The organism is Vibrio sp. 99K-1, assembly GCF_013114585.1.
GTDB classification, from domain to species: Bacteria; Pseudomonadota; Gammaproteobacteria; order Enterobacterales; family Vibrionaceae; genus Vibrio; species Vibrio chagasii_B.
In genome coordinates this window covers 1-13,174 of sequence record NZ_VTXF01000013.1, presented here as the reverse complement: position 1 = coordinate 13,174, position 13,174 = coordinate 1, and the positions used below count along the sequence as shown (strand labels likewise).

Below are 13,174 nucleotides of genomic sequence, written 5' to 3'. Positions count from 1 at the left end.
CTTTATAGTGCTCGGCTGAAATAAGAATGTAGGCTGTCTGCTTAAGGAACTCGTAACAATGTCATTTTCCTCTCAAGGTTTTGCTCCTGAATTAGTCAAAGCGCTGACTGAGTGTGGTTATGAAAAACTCACTCCAATTCAACAAAAAGCAATTCCAATGGCTCGTAAAGGCCATGATATTTTTGCTACTGCTCAAACCGGTACAGGTAAAACAGCGGCATTCTCATTGCCTGTTATCCAGCATCTACTGAACAGTGGTAAAAAAGCATCTCGAGGAACGGCTCGCGGCCTTATTCTAGCTCCAACTCGTGAGCTAGCAGCGCAGATTGCTCAAAACATTAAAGACTACGTTAAATACACAGAACTAAGCGTTTCTGCGGTTTACGGTGGTAACAAGATGTCTTCACAGGTTCGTCAATTAGAACTGGGTGTTGATATTCTGGTTGCGACGCCAGGCCGTTTAGAAGAGCACTTAGAAGCGGGTAACGTGTCTATTGCTAACCTAGAATTCCTAGTATTTGATGAAGCTGACCGTATCTTAGATATGGGCTTTATCAATGCGGTTCGCAAGATCATGTTGGATGTAGAAACTTCTCCACAAATCATGATGTTCTCTGCGACCACATCAACGCAGTTAAACCAACTGTCGGTTGATATCTTACGTAAGCCAAAACGTATCAGTGTTGAGCGTGAAAACTCAACGGCTGCAACGGTAGGTCACGTAGTTTACCCTGTGGATCAAGAGCGTAAAACAGAGCTACTTTCTGAGCTGATTGGCCGTAAAAACTGGCGCCAAGTGCTGGTGTTTGTGAACTACAAAGAAACCGCAAACGAAGTGGTTAAAGAGCTTAAGCTAGACGGTATTAAAGCTGTACTGTGTCACGGTGATAAAGCGCAAAGTGCTCGTCGTCGTGCTCTAGATGACTTTAAAGAAGGTAAAGCGCGTGTAATGGTAGCAACCGATGTTGCGGCTCGTGGTCTTGATATTGAAGACTTACCACACGTGATTAACTACGACATGCCTTTCTTAGCAGAAGATTATGTTCACCGTATCGGCCGTACTGGTCGTGCAGGTAAGCAAGGTCATGCTGTTTCTTTCGTTAACCGTGAAGAAGAGTTGACCGTGGTTCAGGTTGAGAAACTGATTCAACAACGTATTCGTCGTGTTGAGCAACCTGGTTACGAGCCTAAGAAGCGTGATGCTTACATCGAGAAGCTAAACACGAAAGCGGCATACAAAAACCGCCAAGGTCGTAAGAATAACGCGAACGATGCACCACAAGACCAAGCAAGCGCAGAACGTCGTCTAGCTATGATGAAGCGAATTAAAAACCGTCGTAAGTAAAATTACGGTTGGTTATAGAAAAGAGCCACTGTATTGTGGCTCTTTTTCGTGGTGTCGCTAAATATAAGGTCGCTCCTTACAAAGACAGCTCAACAAGCTAAACAATCAAATAAAAATAAGTCGATAAGGTAATAATATGGATAGCGCGCTACTTTGGGCTTTCATCCCCACGTTTTTCTTTGTATCAATCACGCCCGGCATGTGTATGACTTTGGCCTTAACGCTTGGTATGAGTATTGGTTACAAGCGCACATTATGGATGATGATCGGTGAGCTGGCAGGTGTTGCTGTTGTGTCGGTTGCCGCTGTATTGGGTATTGCTTCAATAATGCTGAACTACCCGTGGTTATTTGCTGGCTTTAAGTTCGTTGGTGCAGCATATTTGTTCTACCTAGGTATTCAGATGTGGCGCTCAAGAGGCAAACTGGCGATCAGTACTGATAATCAAGACACCCAAGTGAACAATGATTGGGATTTGGTGGTTCAAGGCTTTGTTACTGCGATTGCAAACCCGAAAGGCTGGGCGTTTATGATTTCTCTGCTGCCTCCTTTTATTAACAGCAGTAAAGACTTAGCACCGCAGTTGTTCATTCTCGTGTCGATTATTCTTGTTTCTGAGTTTGTTTGTATGACTCTGTACGCGACAGGCGGTAAGAGCCTTAAGCACATGCTCGGTAAGGCTGATAACGTGAAGTTGATGAACCGCATTGCCGGCACTTTGATGATGGGTGTTGGTGTGTGGTTGTTCGTGAGTTAACTGCGATTAACGAGAGCTTGGTATGACGATGAGCTTGAATGCTAGGGTTCTTACTTAAACCGAAGATTGAATAGAATAGAAAAAGAGCGATAGGGCATTTGGCCTTATCGCTCTTTATGGTTTTACATAGCTAGATGTTAGAAATGTTTCCGATCTTAGCCAGTTCTACCGATTAAACCGCGATTTCACCACCGTCCTCACGGCGAATCACAACGGTAGATGCTCTCGGACGAACGTTGCCTTGAGTCTGAGCCGTTGCATCGTCTGATGATGGCCAGTTCGCAGGGTGTTGAATGTTCACAAACAGTGATTTGAAGTCTGGGCTGATGGTAAAGCCAGTCACTTCACAACCGTTTGGACCAACAAAGAAGCGCTTAAGTTGTGCTTGGTTGTTTGCATCAATCACCGCGCTGTTGCCTTTGTCATCCGTTAACTGAGATGGAACCACAGCCAGCATTTGATCGTTGGTGTAGCCCGTTACTTCGTCTGAGCCGTTATCTGTCTGAATCCATAAGATGCCACGTGCATCAAAAGCTAGGCCATCAGGGCTCGCGAATTGGTTCATATCTGTTAGACCTGAGCGGTTGATAGATTTGTCTTCCACTGCAGGAGAGCCGAATACAAAGATATCCCAATCGAATTCGCCCGCCGTTTTGCCTTCATCCCAACGGATAACATGACCAAACTTGTTGTTTACGCGAGGGTTCGCTGAGTTCGCTTCTTTGCGCTTGTTGTTATTAGTCAACGTTAGGTAAGCCGTACCTGTCATTGGGTCTACAGAGCACCATTCAGGGCGATCCATTGGCGTTGCGCCTACAAGGTCGGCTGCGCCTGCTGTATTAACGATAAGTGCAGCTTGAGAGTCAAACGTATCACCTAGCTTGCCACCGTTAGTGGTTTTGCTGCTCAGTGTTAGCGGTAACCATGTCCCAGAACCATCGTCGTTGAACTTAGCGACGTAAAGCGTGCCTTTGTCCATGTACTTGTCGCCCGCGCTTAGGCGGTTGCTTGGCTCAGCGTCACGCGGGTCCCATTTCGCTTCAGAAACAAATTTGTAGAGGTATTCGAAACGAGAATCGTGACCAGAGTAGAATACGATTGGTTCGCCTTCGGTTAACTTACCAAAGGTACAACCTTCGTGACGGAAGCACCCCAGAGCAGAGCGCTTTTTCGCACGAGAGTTTGCAGTGTAGGGGTCGATCTCAACAATGTAGCCGTGACCGTGTGCTTCGTTACGATAATCGTCCATCGCTGACTCACCTGTTGGTGTTACGTCAAAGCGTGCAAATTCGTCTAAGCGTTCTTGTTTGTTACCTGAAAGTGTGTCCCAACCGTAACGTGTTTTGTCGGTAGCGATTCCAATACGTTCTTGCGCTGGCGTTGTCTCGCCTTTATTGACGAAGTAACCCGGCCAGTTCTCTTCACAAGTCAGGTAAGTGCCCCAAGGTGTGTAGCCGTTACCACAGTTATTCAATGTGCCGCGAGCTTGGCTGCCGTCTTGTGAGAATTTGGTTTTGGTAAACTCACTGTGAGCGACAGGGCCAGATAGATCCATTACTGTCGTGCCAGTGTAGCGGCGGTTAAGTGGATCGTTATCGACCATTACCCATTGACTACCTTCAAGCTTCACGCGAACCACACTTACGCCGTGCGCGTTGATCTCTTTGCGTACTTCATCAATGTTAGGACGAGCGCCTTCATTGTATGTCGGGCCATTAGCGTGCAATGCTTTTTGGTCAATGTATTCGTGGTTGATTACCAATAAGCCATCGTTGCTGTTGCCATCAAGCGGGAAGAAGTGCATGCCATCGTGGTGCATTCCCAGTGCGTTAGCTTGGTCTTGCGCGTTGTTTGTACCGTCTTTTAACCAAGCATTGCCATGTTTGTTAAGTGGTGTGCCCCAAGGAACGAGCACTTGTGCTGTGTAGCCTTTAGGCACAACAACACTGTCAGTCAATGAGCCTTTAACCGATTCAAACGCTAAAGTTGCGGTGCTTTTTTGCGCGCCTGTTGCTTGCATTGTTGCGGCGTTAGCTGTGCTGTGACCCGCTAAACCAAACGCGCCAAAAGCGGTCATTGCACTGATGCCTAAACCGCCTTTTAATACGTTTCTTCTTGAAAGGTTTGCATCTAGAACTTCTTCGAAGGGTTTGTTTTTACTCTTGTTAAAACGAGTGCTATCAAATGTTTCCTTGCTCATCGCGACTGCTTCCTATTGGCTGATTTTATTATTCGTTATTTATGACTTACCCTCGTACTAACTGATTGGTTAATAAGTTGGGTAAATGTGTGACCAATCGTGAAGCAGTTAAGTGACAGATTTTTATAGTTTTTATTAAGTTTTTGTTTCTGTAGCACGATTTTTGCCATAAGACTTCTCATGCAAGACAAAACACTTGGGGATTGGGTTAGAACTGTGTATAAATGCTTAATCAAATGAAAAGAGAGACAGTTATGAAATTAGATAAAATCGAAAACAAAAATCGTCGCCTACGCAAAAAGCTATACCTAGGTGAATTCGCGATTCTGGGTTTTGAAGTAAGCTGCAAGACATCGATTGCTGATTTTGACCAATACGATGTGTTCATTGACGAGTTCATCGATTTCATCGACAGCATCGGCTTATGCTTTGGTGGCGGTGGCCTTGAGCTGTTTGAAGGTTTCTTATGTTCTATCGAGCGTTACCGTTCTGTAACTGAAGCAGAGCAACTGCAAGTTGCACAATGGCTTGAAGCGCGTGCTGAAGTAACAAAAGTTGAAGTCAGCGAGCTTATTGACGCAAACTACGCGTTCTAAATTGATGTTGTACTGTTAGCTTCACTTAGAGGCCTACACGGCTTTTAGAACGAGCAACAATACACCCAAACAGAGGCCGAATCGGTAAATCGATTCGGCCTTTTTGCGTTTTCTTCCTTTATTATTCTCTTTTTAATGTTTCTCTTTTGCTTTGCTTTGCTTTGCGAGGCGACTAATTTCACTTAAATATCAGCGCTCTATGGGTACTTATCTGGGCTGTAATAAGTTTGTATAAACTTGTGAGACTTTTATGAGAATTCAATGAAGTTGCTGATAGATTTGGGCGTCATTCTTAGAGTCAACACCACAGTTCGTGGCTGACTAGATAACACGTATTTCGATGTTATTGATTCGTCAGTCACGAAAGGACTCAGTAAAGGATGGAATCAAAATGAATAAACGTACTCAAATCAGCTTAGTGATCGGCTCTGCGATGTTCGCTTTTGGAGCTGTTCAAGCCCAGGCAGCCCAGCTTGAGGTGACAGTGACGAATGCAACTAAAGGAATCTACTTTACGCCAATCTTGGCAGCGGCCCATGATTCAAGCTTGTTCATGTTTAGAACGGGGGAGGCAGCTTCTGCTGAGTTGGAATCCATGGCGGAAGGCGGAGACATCTCGGGATTATCTGGTGTAATCGCCAATGCGGGTGGTGTCGTCGTTGAGAACCCTGCGAGTGGCATTCTTAACCCAGGTGTCGCAACTACGTTTGATATCGATACGGGTGATTTAGCTTACTTGTCACTTGGCGCAATGTTATTACCAACCAATGATGGTTTTGTTGGATTAGACAGCTGGAAGATCCCAGCTCAAGCAGGTACCTATAAAGCCACACTGAATGGCTACGATGCAGGTACTGAAGCCAATGATGAGTTGGCTGGTAGTATGCCAAACCCTCCCTTTATTACCTTTGGTGCTGGTGGTACAGGTGTAGAAACTGCCGTGTCTAACGCTAAGGTACATATTCATCCGGGCAACATTGGTGATAGTGATGCTGCAGGCGGTATTAGTGACCTCGATAGCAGCAGCCATCGCTGGTTAAACCCTGTGGCAACCATCACGATCGTTGTGAAGTAAGGGGGATGTATGAAAGCTAGAATTTTATTTATCGCTGCTTCTGTCGCCGTGTTAGCCGGTTGTCCTGATGATGACGATGATTACTACCGCTACGATGTGAGCGTTACCAACCTCACGCCCAACCAACCTATGTCACCACTCGCGGTACTGACACACAACACTAGCTTTGAGCTGTTTGAGATCGGCCAAAGTGCTTCTGTTGACCTTGAATACCTAGCTGAAGGTGGAAGCAATGCTGAACTCATCGCGCTAAGCGACAGCGACGCGAATGTTTATCAAGGCATTTCAGGCAATGGGCTGATCCTTTCCGGAGAACAAGACACAGTGTCTATTCGTGTCGACCCAAGCTTAGAAGAGTATATTTCTGTTGCTTCAATGTTGGTGAATACCAATGATGCGTTTGTCGGTGAATCTGGTTTATCGCTGAAATCATTAGCGGTGGGCGACACATTCGTGATGAACATGAATGTGTGGGATTCAGGAACCGAGCTTAATGATGAACTCGCAGCAACCATTCCTGGGCCTGCTGGTGGTGGAGAGGGCTTTAACAGCGTTAGAAACGACACCGATGTCGTCAGCTTCCACTCTGGTGTTATTAGCCAAGATGATGGTTTGGCGACTTCTGCACTAAGTGGCAATCATCGTTTCCTTAACCCCGGTGCGCGAATCACTATTACTCGCACAGAGTAGCTGGGTAAAAACACGATGAAAGAATTCCTGCTCTGTTCCGGTCAATTGAAAGGTGGGCAGACTCCGAATAGAGCAGGGATAATGAACAGTGCTGCGGTAAATTTGATGGCAAACATATTGTTAGTCGAAGACGATGACGACTTGGCTGAGCTGGTGCAGATGCATCTCAAGTTCCAAGGACATGATGTTGTAAGGACCAACTCAATTGAAATGGCTCAAGCGCTATATCAGGGAAGCCAGTTTGATTTGATCGTGCTTGATCGAGGCTTACCTGACGGCGATGGTCTCGATTTCTGTCGATTGTTACGCCAGCAAGAAGACTGGACGCCTGTGCTAATGCTTACAGCAAGAGACACTGAGCTAGATAAGGTGTCGGGCTTAGAAGCTGGGGTTGATGATTACATTACCAAGCCTTTCAGCGTGCTCGAGTTTCAAGCTCGCGTGAGGAACGTATTGCGTCGTTTAAGTCACTCTGAATCAACAGTGAAAGATGCACAATCAACCGAACCCGTAATGAGTTTTGGCGGGCTTACCATCCAACCTGAGCGTCATCAGGTTTCATTGAATAATCAAGATGTCCCACTGACTGCAACCGAATTTACCTTACTTCACTTTTTAGCCACCCGACCGGGCGAGTCTATAGCAAAGACGAGCTGCTCAATCACGTTTGGAATACCGACCATTCTGGTTATCACCACACGGTGTGTAGCACGGTTAACCGCTTGAGAACAAAGTTGGCCATGCCGAATAGCGACGATGATTTCATCAAGACCGTGTGGGGTGTGGGCTATAAGTTCGAATCGAAAGTTTAGGGTTATGTGTCGCGTCCTAAGCTTAAGAGACATCGAGGAGAGAACATGAGCTTCAAATCGCGTTTAGTGCTGTTTACCAGTATATGGTTTCTGCTCGTGAGTGTGGTTATCGCCTATACCTATCATTGGCAAAAAGAGACCATAGAACAAAGAACTAAGCAGAGCTTACATAAAGATCTCGCGCTGCACATGCGTGATGATAACCCTCTGATGATTGGCACGGACTACAACCCAAAAGCCCTTAAATCCATATTTCATACCTTGATGTTGATTGGTCCCGATTTCGACATCTACTTTCTCGACAGTCAGGGCAATATCACGACACACGCCGCGCCAGAGGGCACTGTGTTGGCAAACCAGATAGACTTAGCCCCCATTAAACAATTCTTAAATGACGAGCCTTATCCGATTCTGGGTGAAGACCCGATCAATCCTGAATATCGTAAGGTATTCTCTGTTGCTGCGATTGAAGAGTTGGGTTCTACGGTGGGGTATCTGTATGTGTTGATTGGCAGTAACCGCCATACCGTCATTGCCAATTCACAAGTCGATACGCCTTATATGGCGCTAGCAGGACTTATGCTGATCTCTATCTTAGGCTTTGCGATTGGCGCTTACCTGCTCGTGAAACGTAGCCTGTTAAACCCTATTGAAGAGGTCACCAACAAGCTACAACAGCAAGCAGAGCAAGATTTCCGCCTCGACTCCAACTTTATTCACCAAGTGCCAGAGTTGGTGCCGATTGCACGCTCGTATCAGTTGATGGCGAAACACATTCAACAGCAGTTCTTACAGCTTGAGTATCAGTCTTCACATCGTAGGCAAAGTTTATTGCAACTGAGCCATGATTTGAAAACACCGTTATCAAGTGTGTTGGGTTACTTAGAAACATGGAAGATCCAAAACCCTCAATCGGATCCACTGATTGATGTCGCGTATCGCAATGGAAATAAACTGTCTGAACAATTGCATTCACTTCTCGACAGTGCCAAACATGACAATCCTGTTCCTACTTATCGATACGCATCGATAGATTTGAATGGGTTGCTTAGCGAGTGCTTAGAAACGATTCAGAGTCAGTACCGCCATAAAGATGTCGAACTTAAGGTTGACATGCCTGATGGAGTAAAAGCTGCTGGTGACAATGACTTGCTTGAAAGGTTGATTTTGAACTTACTAGACAATGCGTTGAGGCATAGCCCAACTGGAACAGTAGTTTCACTGAGTGTTGATTTAGAACCGGATTCGAAGCGGGTGAGGGTCGTGATTCAAAATGAGGTGGAGCAGGAAGCACCGAATGGTTCATTGGGAATAGGAACCAAGATCGCGCAGTCTATACTGATGTTGCATCACAGTGTGTTAGAAACAACAAAGGCAGAGAACTCATTTCAGCAAAGCTTTTACTTGCCTTCGATATAGTTCTTTCTGCCTTTGGTATTCGCTAGGCTGCTTTTGAATTGCAGCCTACTAAAGATTAGGCGAGGTTACGCGTCTTTCTTCTCTTCGTTGCCTTCATTTACTTTTGCGTAGAAGTGAAGCAACTCAGTTAATTCTTTAACCCAACCAAAGGCATCTTTTGGTGCGTTCTTTAAGATCTTCTCTACTTTCTCGCAGTGTACTTCAATCGCAATAGCTTCTTCTAAGTTGAAAGATATTGAGTAGAAGTGCCAAAGCAGTAGGCGAGTCATGCGCTCGATGTTTTGCTGTGAGTTATCCGATTCAGAAAACGCTAGGTTTACCTCACCAAGTGCGATTGCCGTCATACGCAGCATCGCATCGAATTTTGCCGACTGCATGCGTTCTTCGCTGGTGACTTCTTCTTGTTCAAACGTGAACAATTCTGTCATTGCGTCTTCAGGAACAAGGCGATGGATCATTCTTAAACTAAACTCTTCTAGTTCATGACGAGGCATGGTGATTAAACAATTTAAGGTGTAGTCGCGTTGCATGGTGTTCTCTTGAATCAGCAAAAAGGTCGGACAGTTTAATGGAGAAGCGAGCTTAGAAAAAGCAGATTTTAGATAAGCCTACCTTTGTAGGCTTATCTGGATGCCGCATACCTGAAAACTAGCGGAAATGGTGAACATTAACAGCGCCACGCTTTACTATGACTGGGCGGCTGATATTGCATGGATTGGTCGTTTCTCATGAAGATATTGCTCGCGACCAAGCTACCAATACAAATAGAACCAAGGGCAAGCCAGGTCATCGCATCTGGGATCTCTTGGAACAATGGAATCGCCAATAGTGTCGCAACGGCAGGTGTCGCGCTGCCAAACGCAGCAGAACGCTCTGCTCCTAAGGTATTAACCGCGTAAAGGTAAGTGAATGCGGCAATTAAACCCGCTCCGACACCTTGTACTGCTGAATGAATGGCAAGCTCTGCAAAAGGCCATTGAGCGAAAGGTGCATCCATTAAGTGACTAGGGAGTGTTCCTGTCAGGATAAGAAGGGCTAATAACAAAGTAGAGCAGAGAGAGATAAAGCCCGCACTGACCAAAGCATTTAAGTTGGCAACGCGAGCTGAGATAGTGAAGGTTGCCCACATTAAGCTCCCGCACAGGAACAGTAAGTGGCCTTTGGTGTGCTCAAAATTGAAGTTACTCAAACTGCTCCCAAGGAACAACACAATACCAAGTAACACCAAAGCTAGACCAACGATTCGGTGGCGGCTAAGTGGTTGCTTGAAAAAGAGCACCGCAATCCCGGTTACAAACAGAGGTAGCGTGCCGGGCACTAAAGCACTTCCGTGAGAAACTGGAACGAATTGCATCGCTGTGCCAGCAACCAGCAAATAAGGCAGGCCACTACCGATGAACATACCTGCTAAGTAACGGTTAGGCACTGCTGTAATGGTATTACGCGCTTTCCACACCAAAGGTAACAATACCAAGGCAGGAATAAGAAAGCGTGTGAGTGCGATGTCTGCGGGCGTTAAATTTGAATTAGCACCGCCTTTTAGTGAGAGAAAAAAACTCGCCCAGATTAGTAAAGTGACAGTAATGGAAAGATAGCCAAGCTTCATAATATAAACAAACAAGTAAATGGTGGTTTATTATGAGGGGATTTGTATGCCTCAAGTTGGCAAGTTTGGTTCTAACTTGACCTATCATTGAGGATTTCTGCTAACATTCCTTGGATTATTAACAAATTTAACTAATGGGTGGCTTTTGCTATGGACAGGATTGATAGGCATCTTCTCGAGTTGTTACAAAAGGACGGTAGATTGACCACGGCTGAGTTAGCGGATGAAGTTGGCTTATCCCCTTCACCTTGCGCGAGACGCATCAAAAGGCTAGAAGAAAAGGGCATTATCGACGGATATCGCGTGAGTTTATCGCGAGAGAAAGTTGGTGTGGCGATGAGTGTGTTTGTTGAGGTGAGCCTAAACAACCACCAAGAAGTGTCGATTGATAAGTTCGAAGGCGCGATTGTTGAGATGGAGGAGGTCATCAGCTGCCATGTTGTGTCTGGCGCTTATGATTATTTACTAGAGGTGGTTAGCCCGAACTTGATGGCTTATGAAGCCTTTACCCGAAAGCTCCAAAGACTCACTAATGTAAAAGACATCCACACTCACCTCGCGATAAGGCAAGTAAAAGGCAATGCGCCGCTTCCAGTGTATACAGACTAACACGATGGAGAGTGTGGTTGTCATTGGGGGGGAGTGAGCTGAAAACGAAATGATTTAGCCTTGGCGCGAGAGTGCGAGGTTCAACAAAGATGTTTCATCAAGTGCCAAACTCGCAGCAATAAAAAACGGAGCACCTCGTGAAAGGTACTCCGTATATGATAGGTGCAAAACTTAGTGATACTTAAAGTTAGAGATTGAACAATCTCCAGTTTGTGCGTTAATTCTGAATGAAAAAGCATGTGAATGATAATCCACACCGTCATTCCAGATTGTTTCTCCAAATATCTTACATAGCTCTAATTCACTTACTGAACCGAACTCTTCCATGTGTTTAGCTACAGATAAAAGCTTAGCTCTTATCTCTGCAGTCCATTCCGTGTTACTCAAGCAGTTGAAAGCCATAGTTTTTTGCATATTACCTAGCCAAAATGTTTCTTGTTATTAAGTTATATGAAGATTCATGATAACAATTTTCTGGCGTTTGTAAATCTATTTTGTGATGAATCTCTCACATAATTACTTGCATTGGTTGGAAATTGAACTTTGTTGTTGATAGTTAGCACATTAGTTTTACAAGTTATTGATAAAGCTTTGATTCAGGCTGGGTTGAATACATTTTCATCAGACGTAGCTGATTTTGCAGATAAATCTAGCGAAGCGGTTCGTTTGATTGAACGCTTTCCCGCTCATTTGATTGGCGCGCAGCATCGATCATTGTGGCTTCCTGACGATACCTAAATGATAGTTGCCTAAATTTTTCACTCAGCACATTAAGGTCTTGCGAGAGAGATTGCGAGCTCTTCACATGTGACAGTGCACTTTCTGACTGGCGCATTAGCTTGGCTTTCTCACAATCTTGAGCCATTGCTTCCCATAGTTGAGCAAGAGAACGAGCGCCTTCTAGTTCGGTCGATACTACATAGGACTGTTTAAGCAGAACTTCGGAGATATCGTAAGCGGTATTCATGTGGCTGTTGAGCTGCGTATTAAATCTTTGTTCGTATTTTGCCCAAAGTTCAACGACTTGCTCTCCAGTGAAATGTTTAGACAGTAGGGTCTGTGACTCATAGGTTGAGAGAACTTGGTTAAATTCTTTTGTGTATTGGTTATAGCGGGTTTCAAAAGCGAACTGACGAGCTAGCAGCGTTTGCCAATCTTCACTGTTACATCCGCTTGCAAATACGGTATTCGTACTAACAGACACACTTATGATCAGAACTTTTCCCCAGAAACTCATGACCTTCCTCTACTTATGGTGTTCTCTATAGAGAGTATAGATGAGCTGTACAATGAGTTGAGGTACACTGGACATTGACTTCAAACGGAAGAGCTGGTGGATTGAATGAAAAAAGCGCTGATCGCTTTACTTGTGTTGTTAGTACTAGGCGGAGGAGGAACTGCGTATTACTTCTTCGTTATGAAAGAAGACCCAACGCCACCAGAAAAGGTTGATGAGCCAGTTGTTGAAACGATTGAGCAACCCGAAGCTGATTTAAAGCCCATTATGGAGCTAAAACCGGAGCCAGAGCAGACAGAGTTTTATGTATCAGATAGGAAGCTGAAGGTGGTAGAGCAGCCTGAGGTTGACGGGTTAATAACGGACTATCTCTATAAAGGTGAAAAAGTAGAAGTGCTTGAGAAGCAAGGTGATTGGGGACGCATTTCGGATTACATTGTTTTAAAAGAAGGTGGCTCACAAACAGCAGAGTGGGTTTCCATGTCTGGCCTATCGAATGATGAAGTGATTATTTCTGAGAAAGAAAACAAAGAGATATTGGACTCTTATTTGGTTAAATCTGATGACCTTAAGCTATACCAAGAGACATTTCGCAATTCCGTTGCTAAGTTGATCTCTGAAGGTGAATGCGAACCTGGTGATTTTGAAGAGCTAGGTGGTTGGGTCAAATCAGTTCGGTATAAAGATCGTAATGTCTACTTTATTTACTGTGGTGGATTATCTCTTGAAAACAAAATTTATCTTGATGTAAATACAAATGAAATATTTAAAGATTAAGAGATGTAAAATTATTACCGTTGAGAATGTAAATAGTCGATAGACGTTAAC

Annotated in this window: 13 protein-coding genes and 1 pseudogene; 9 read left to right on the top strand and 5 right to left on the bottom strand. The window is 44.7% G+C overall.

Annotation, left to right across the window (positions count from 1 at the left end; all coding sequences use genetic code 11):
• Positions 1-58: 58 nt before the first annotated feature.
• Both F0228_RS11745 and F0228_RS11740 read left to right on the top strand, forming a co-directional pair.
• The gene (locus F0228_RS11745) at positions 59-1,345 is read left to right on the top strand and encodes a DEAD/DEAH box helicase (RefSeq protein ID WP_004740103.1); all 1,287 of its coding nucleotides are present in this window, start codon (positions 59-61) and stop codon (positions 1,343-1,345) included.
• Positions 1,346-1,481: 136 nt separating this feature from the next.
• Positions 1,482-2,102, top strand: coding sequence for a LysE family translocator (locus F0228_RS11740; protein ID WP_105058271.1), 621 nt, complete (start codon positions 1,482-1,484; stop codon positions 2,100-2,102).
• Positions 2,103-2,274: 172 nt separating this feature from the next.
• On the opposite strand, the gene F0228_RS11735 is transcribed toward F0228_RS11740, so the two are convergent.
• Entirely contained in the window at positions 2,275-4,302 is a 2,028-nt protein-coding gene (locus tag F0228_RS11735) for a PhoX family phosphatase (protein ID WP_171762253.1), read from the bottom strand.
• Between the two features lie 254 nt (positions 4,303-4,556).
• Between F0228_RS11735 and F0228_RS11730 the strand changes: the two genes are divergently transcribed.
• The 5 genes and pseudogenes from F0228_RS11730 to F0228_RS11710 all read left to right on the top strand — a co-directional run bounded on the left by F0228_RS11730 (position 4,557) and on the right by F0228_RS11710 (position 8,894).
• Entirely contained in the window at positions 4,557-4,898 is a 342-nt protein-coding gene (locus tag F0228_RS11730; protein WP_008219317.1) for a YggL family protein, read from the top strand.
• A gap of 391 nt (positions 4,899-5,289) precedes the next feature.
• On the top strand, positions 5,290-5,973 hold the full coding sequence (locus F0228_RS11725; protein WP_105058269.1) for a spondin domain-containing protein: 684 nt from the start codon (positions 5,290-5,292) through the stop codon (positions 5,971-5,973).
• Between the two features lie 9 nt (positions 5,974-5,982).
• Complete coding sequence (locus F0228_RS11720; protein ID WP_105058268.1) at positions 5,983-6,663, top strand: spondin domain-containing protein; 681 nt, start codon at positions 5,983-5,985, stop codon at positions 6,661-6,663.
• A gap of 81 nt (positions 6,664-6,744) precedes the next feature.
• A pseudogene (locus F0228_RS11715) lies at positions 6,745-7,475 on the top strand (response regulator transcription factor).
• Positions 7,476-7,520: 45 nt separating this feature from the next.
• The gene (locus F0228_RS11710; protein WP_171762252.1) at positions 7,521-8,894 is read left to right on the top strand and encodes a HAMP domain-containing sensor histidine kinase; all 1,374 of its coding nucleotides are present in this window, start codon (positions 7,521-7,523) and stop codon (positions 8,892-8,894) included.
• A gap of 65 nt (positions 8,895-8,959) precedes the next feature.
• On the opposite strand, the gene F0228_RS11705 is transcribed toward F0228_RS11710, so the two are convergent.
• Both F0228_RS11705 and F0228_RS11700 read right to left on the bottom strand, forming a co-directional pair.
• The gene (locus F0228_RS11705; RefSeq protein WP_008219313.1) at positions 8,960-9,424 is read right to left on the bottom strand and encodes a hypothetical protein; all 465 of its coding nucleotides are present in this window, start codon (positions 9,422-9,424) and stop codon (positions 8,960-8,962) included.
• 137 nt (positions 9,425-9,561) lie between these two features.
• Positions 9,562-10,500 (bottom strand): DMT family transporter, encoded by a 939-nt coding sequence (locus F0228_RS11700; RefSeq protein ID WP_171762251.1) that lies wholly within the window; start codon positions 10,498-10,500, stop codon positions 9,562-9,564.
• Positions 10,501-10,650: 150 nt separating this feature from the next.
• Between F0228_RS11700 and F0228_RS11695 the strand changes: the two genes are divergently transcribed.
• Positions 10,651-11,109, top strand: a complete 459-nt coding sequence (locus tag F0228_RS11695) for an Lrp/AsnC family transcriptional regulator (protein WP_116871473.1) — start codon at positions 10,651-10,653, stop codon at positions 11,107-11,109.
• A gap of 171 nt (positions 11,110-11,280) precedes the next feature.
• On the opposite strand, the gene F0228_RS11690 is transcribed toward F0228_RS11695, so the two are convergent.
• The gene (locus F0228_RS11690) at positions 11,281-11,523 is read right to left on the bottom strand and encodes a hypothetical protein (RefSeq protein WP_004740110.1); all 243 of its coding nucleotides are present in this window, start codon (positions 11,521-11,523) and stop codon (positions 11,281-11,283) included.
• A 235-nt stretch (positions 11,524-11,758) separates the two neighbouring features.
• Complete coding sequence (locus tag F0228_RS11685; RefSeq protein WP_171762250.1) at positions 11,759-12,346, bottom strand: hypothetical protein; 588 nt, start codon at positions 12,344-12,346, stop codon at positions 11,759-11,761.
• 105 nt (positions 12,347-12,451) lie between these two features.
• Between F0228_RS11685 and F0228_RS11680 the strand changes: the two genes are divergently transcribed.
• The gene (locus tag F0228_RS11680; RefSeq protein WP_171730731.1) at positions 12,452-13,123 is read left to right on the top strand and encodes an SH3 domain-containing protein; all 672 of its coding nucleotides are present in this window, start codon (positions 12,452-12,454) and stop codon (positions 13,121-13,123) included.
• The last annotated feature ends 51 nt before the right edge of the window (positions 13,124-13,174 follow it).

Coding starts and splice junctions, on each gene's coding strand:
- F0228_RS11745 (WP_004740103.1), top strand. CDS start 59: ATGTCATTTTCCTCTCAAGGTTTTGCTCCTGAATTAGTCAAAGCGCTG.
- F0228_RS11740 (WP_105058271.1), top strand. CDS start 1,482: ATGGATAGCGCGCTACTTTGGGCTTTCATCCCCACGTTTTTCTTTGTA.
- F0228_RS11735 (WP_171762253.1), bottom strand. CDS start 4,302: ATGAGCAAGGAAACATTTGATAGCACTCGTTTTAACAAGAGTAAAAAC.
- F0228_RS11730 (WP_008219317.1), top strand. CDS start 4,557: ATGAAATTAGATAAAATCGAAAACAAAAATCGTCGCCTACGCAAAAAG.
- F0228_RS11725 (WP_105058269.1), top strand. CDS start 5,290: ATGAATAAACGTACTCAAATCAGCTTAGTGATCGGCTCTGCGATGTTC.
- F0228_RS11720 (WP_105058268.1), top strand. CDS start 5,983: ATGAAAGCTAGAATTTTATTTATCGCTGCTTCTGTCGCCGTGTTAGCC.
- F0228_RS11710 (WP_171762252.1), top strand. CDS start 7,521: ATGAGCTTCAAATCGCGTTTAGTGCTGTTTACCAGTATATGGTTTCTG.
- F0228_RS11705 (WP_008219313.1), bottom strand. CDS start 9,424: ATGCAACGCGACTACACCTTAAATTGTTTAATCACCATGCCTCGTCAT.
- F0228_RS11700 (WP_171762251.1), bottom strand. CDS start 10,500: ATGAAGCTTGGCTATCTTTCCATTACTGTCACTTTACTAATCTGGGCG.
- F0228_RS11695 (WP_116871473.1), top strand. CDS start 10,651: ATGGACAGGATTGATAGGCATCTTCTCGAGTTGTTACAAAAGGACGGT.
- F0228_RS11690 (WP_004740110.1), bottom strand. CDS start 11,523: ATGCAAAAAACTATGGCTTTCAACTGCTTGAGTAACACGGAATGGACT.
- F0228_RS11685 (WP_171762250.1), bottom strand. CDS start 12,346: ATGAGTTTCTGGGGAAAAGTTCTGATCATAAGTGTGTCTGTTAGTACG.
- F0228_RS11680 (WP_171730731.1), top strand. CDS start 12,452: ATGAAAAAAGCGCTGATCGCTTTACTTGTGTTGTTAGTACTAGGCGGA.